We start from the raw sequence: 1,828 nt of genomic DNA, 5'->3' as shown, positions 1-1,828 counted from the left end.
AATTTATTAACGAATCCACAAGATAAGTTTATAATATACGGCTTATTCAATGGGATAAGCGGTAAAGAAAATCAACATCTTTCAAATTTAAAAGCAAAGGATATAGACTTAGAAAATGGAAAAATATACATTCCAGATAGAGTTGTAGCAATGGATGAGTACATGAAAGATATATGTGTAGATATGTTAGATCCTGTATTTGGGGCTACGTACTATAGATATATTGACGATAAGAAAAATAATTTATGTCCCGATAATTATGAACTTAATTTTAAATCAGAATATGCTATAAAATCTAGACCAACGAATATGAACAGCGATGGATTAGAACCAATGAAAAAAGAAGGAATAAAGACAAGACTACACAAATTGTCAAAAGTAACAGGAATGTCGTTATCGTCTAAAGATCTTGTTCGTTCAGGTGTAATGCACAAAATGAATAAAATAAAAAAGACTGGTTGGACGGTTGTAGAGATAAAAGAGTTTTTAAATCAAAATAACTTTAAGATGCAACCTTTTGCATTGCAAAAACTTTATGATTTAAAGTATGGAAATTAATGTCGAATAATGTTACATGAAAACATTTGTTTGATAAATAATTTAATGATATACTATCATATAGAAGAGGGTTGTAAATAAAATGTGAGGCGGGGGAAAATCTACATGATAGTTCTAATAACAGAAGAAAATATAAAAAATAGCACAGATTTAATTGAGGCTAATAAAAAAAGAATATCCAAGATCAAATATATAATAACTGATAATGTAGATGATCTTTTTGATAAGCTCATAGAATTATTAGAGGAAAATTCAACAGAAGTAACAGAATTCTTAGAAATGCAAATGTTTTTTGAAATTATTCTTAAAGAATTTGTAGACGAATTATGTATGACATATAGAAAATTAGACAACGAGAGGAAGAAAGAGTATATAAATTGTCTGAAAGAAAGTTATAAGACAAGGGGAATTAAGGGTTATCAGTTTACTTTTTCTCCAATTATAGGAAGATATAAGGGAATAGCATTTAATTAAATGCTATTTTTTTTATTTTTCTAACTTCTATATAGACAACTAATTGAAAATGAATTATACTTTAATTAGATAAATTCAGTATTTTATTTATTAAAACTTTGGAGGTAATATTATGAGTAGAGAATTATTATGGATAGACAAGAGCTTAGTTAGTAAGCTTAAATTATTGGAAGAGACAGATGAAATAATGGAACAAGATTTAAAGCAATATATAAAAGACTTTAAAGATGGAATAGAACAATTAGGAGAAGATATTGATTCTAATGTATTAGATATCAGAGTTAAAGCTCAAAGGGCAAGAGAGAGTTATAAAAATGTTGTTGAAACTGAAATAGAATCTATAAATGAAATGTGGGAGCAACTAGACTCGAAAAGATATGAAGCATATAAGACTCTAAAATCAGCAAAAGAAAGCATAGATTCTATCACCAATGAAGTTAATAGTCTTAAAAAATCTATAAATAATATAAATTTTTATACTATAGACAGAATGATAGAAGTTGTTGATAAGGTTTCTAGTATGGATGAAAAACAATTAGAACTACTTGAAAGACTATTTAAAAATAATTAGGAGGAAATTATATGTATTTACCATGCGATACTTGTAAGTTTAAAAGAGAAAGAAAAGATGGGTTTAGAACGTTTGTAGGATGTATTGATAAAGAAAAAGAAAAGGGATTTAAAGAAGATAATTATTTTTATATACATAGTTGTTCAAATTATGAAAAGATCATAGATAAAAAATAGATTCTATGTTAAAGGAGTTAATATGAATATTCTAAAGAAAATTAAATAC

3 protein-coding genes and 1 pseudogene are annotated in these 1,828 nt (G+C 26.2%); all 4 read left to right on the top strand.

All coding sequences use genetic code 11. From position 1 onward, the window contains the following. A pseudogene (locus tag VLM92_RS15695) lies at positions 1-558 on the top strand (hypothetical protein); the annotation flags it as partial. A gap of 105 nt (positions 559-663) precedes the next feature. Then, complete coding sequence (locus VLM92_RS15690; RefSeq protein ID WP_325277260.1) at positions 664-1,032, top strand: hypothetical protein; 369 nt, start codon at positions 664-666, stop codon at positions 1,030-1,032. A 112-nt stretch (positions 1,033-1,144) separates the two neighbouring features. Beyond that, positions 1,145-1,603, top strand: coding sequence for a hypothetical protein (locus tag VLM92_RS15685; RefSeq protein WP_325277259.1), 459 nt, complete (start codon positions 1,145-1,147; stop codon positions 1,601-1,603). 11 nt (positions 1,604-1,614) lie between these two features. Next, positions 1,615-1,779, top strand: a complete 165-nt coding sequence (locus VLM92_RS15680; RefSeq protein WP_325277258.1) for a hypothetical protein — start codon at positions 1,615-1,617, stop codon at positions 1,777-1,779. The last annotated feature ends 49 nt before the right edge of the window (positions 1,780-1,828 follow it).

This window comes from Romboutsia sp., assembly GCF_035470145.1.
Classification (GTDB): Bacteria; Bacillota; Clostridia; order Peptostreptococcales; family Peptostreptococcaceae; genus Romboutsia_D.
This window is presented reverse-complemented; position numbering and strand designations above follow the sequence as displayed.

Bases quoted from the DNA above. Each gene is read 5' to 3' on its own strand.
- VLM92_RS15690 (WP_325277260.1), top strand. From the start codon at position 664: ATGATAGTTCTAATAACAGAAGAAAATATAAAAAATAGCACAGATTTA.
- VLM92_RS15685 (WP_325277259.1), top strand. From the start codon at position 1,145: ATGAGTAGAGAATTATTATGGATAGACAAGAGCTTAGTTAGTAAGCTT.
- VLM92_RS15680 (WP_325277258.1), top strand. From the start codon at position 1,615: ATGTATTTACCATGCGATACTTGTAAGTTTAAAAGAGAAAGAAAAGAT.